Origin of the sequence: Janthinobacterium sp. CG_23.3 (assembly GCF_046115965.1) — a bacterium.
Classification (GTDB): Bacteria; Pseudomonadota; Gammaproteobacteria; order Burkholderiales; family Burkholderiaceae_D; genus Janthinobacterium.
This window is the reverse complement of the sequence record NZ_JBJXIB010000261.1, coordinates 1-1520: the sequence shown is the minus strand read 5'-3', so window position 1 is coordinate 1520 and position 1520 is coordinate 1. Positions and strand designations below refer to the sequence as shown.

Sequence of the window (1520 nt, the reverse complement as noted above, 5' to 3'; positions counted from 1 at the left end):
CGCAAGCAAGGCCATGGCATGCTTGAGGTTCTGCTCCGGGCCTTCAACGGTAATCCTATCCCGCTTGCCGCATAGCGGCTGAACAGTCACGAAATTTCTTTGGAAGCCGATCGGCGTAGTCATACAAATAACCAAGGCGAGCAGCGCGGCCCGACACTGAGTTCCCGCGCCTTGGCCATCGTTCATTTGGCGATGTACGACGCCTACGCTGGAGTCGTCAACGACGAGAAGTTACTCCCTAGTTATATGGGGTGTTCTCCACCCGATGCTGATTTATCGGCAGAATTGGCGGTATCCGCCGCGGCGCATAGAACCTTGTCAGTTTTATACCCTAGTCAAACGGAATTTTTCGACGCTATCCTCGCAAAAGTAGACGATGGAAAACTGGATGAAAAATCCAGGGGCTCATATGAATTCGGCAACGAGGTTGCCTGCAGTATTTTGGAGGACAGATCGGGCGATCCGGACGCTGCGGCGGGCTCGTATAGACCCGCGACCGGCCCTGGAAAACATCGGCCCGACCCCGACAACCCCGGCCAGGGAACATATTCAGCGGAGTATGGAAAACTCTCGAAAGGCTTTGGCATTTCTCAGCGGTTCGAACTCGCAGAGCCACCGAAGCCGAATACTGATGCGTATAGGAAAGCTTTGGCGCAAGTGAGGGGGAAAGGAATCAAGCCAGATTTGATGGGAACGCTTCCTGCCGGTATTGTAGGTAGAACCCCGGAGGAAACAATCATCGGTATATTCTGGGCCTATGACGGCGTGGCAAACCTGGGTACGCCGCCACGCTTATATAACAAAATAATCCGTAAGATTGCCATGAGAAAGTGCAACTCCGTTTCTGATAACGCCAGGCTATTCGCTTTTGTTAATGTGGCAATGGCTGACGCTGGCATCCTGGCATGGGAGCACAAATATAGGTACGAGTTTTGGCGTCCCGTGCTCGGCGTGCGAGAAGATACATCAGCAGGCGATCCTTTCTGGTTGCCTTTGGGTGCGCCCAATACCAACCGTATAGCAAAGAATTTCACACCCGCCTTTCCGGCATATCCGTCGGGACATGCATCGTTCGGCGCAGCAGCTTTCCATATAACTCGGCTCTTTTATGAGGAGGGTGGTTTGTACAGAAAAAATAGCATATGCGACGACAAGCTTCTGGTAGGCCTTGACATCACTTCCGATGAACTCAATGGCATCAGTATGGATAATACCGGTACGGTAAGGCCGAAAATTGTCCGCACATTCCCCGGCGGTTTATGGCAAATGATTCAAGAAAACGGTTTGAGCCGCGTTTTCTTGGGCGTGCATTGGATTTTTGACGCTTTCATGCTTAAGGGAAACGGAGAGCCCGATATTTATATGAAGGACGATGACGGAAATCCATTTGGCGGTGTTCCGCTAGGCTTGCAAATTGCTGAAAATATCGTGACTGTTCAGCCGCTATGCGGCAAGCGGGATAGGATTACCGTTGAAGGCCCGGAGCAGAACCTCAAGCATGCCATGGCCTTGCTTGCGTA

General features: G+C 51.9%; 1 protein-coding gene. It reads left to right on the top strand.

Annotation, left to right across the window (positions count from 1 at the left end):
- Window positions 1–99: 99 nt before the first annotated feature.
- On the top strand, window positions 100–1520 hold a 1421-nt coding region (locus ACFDR9_RS27655), incomplete at its 3' end, for a hypothetical protein (protein WP_409033070.1).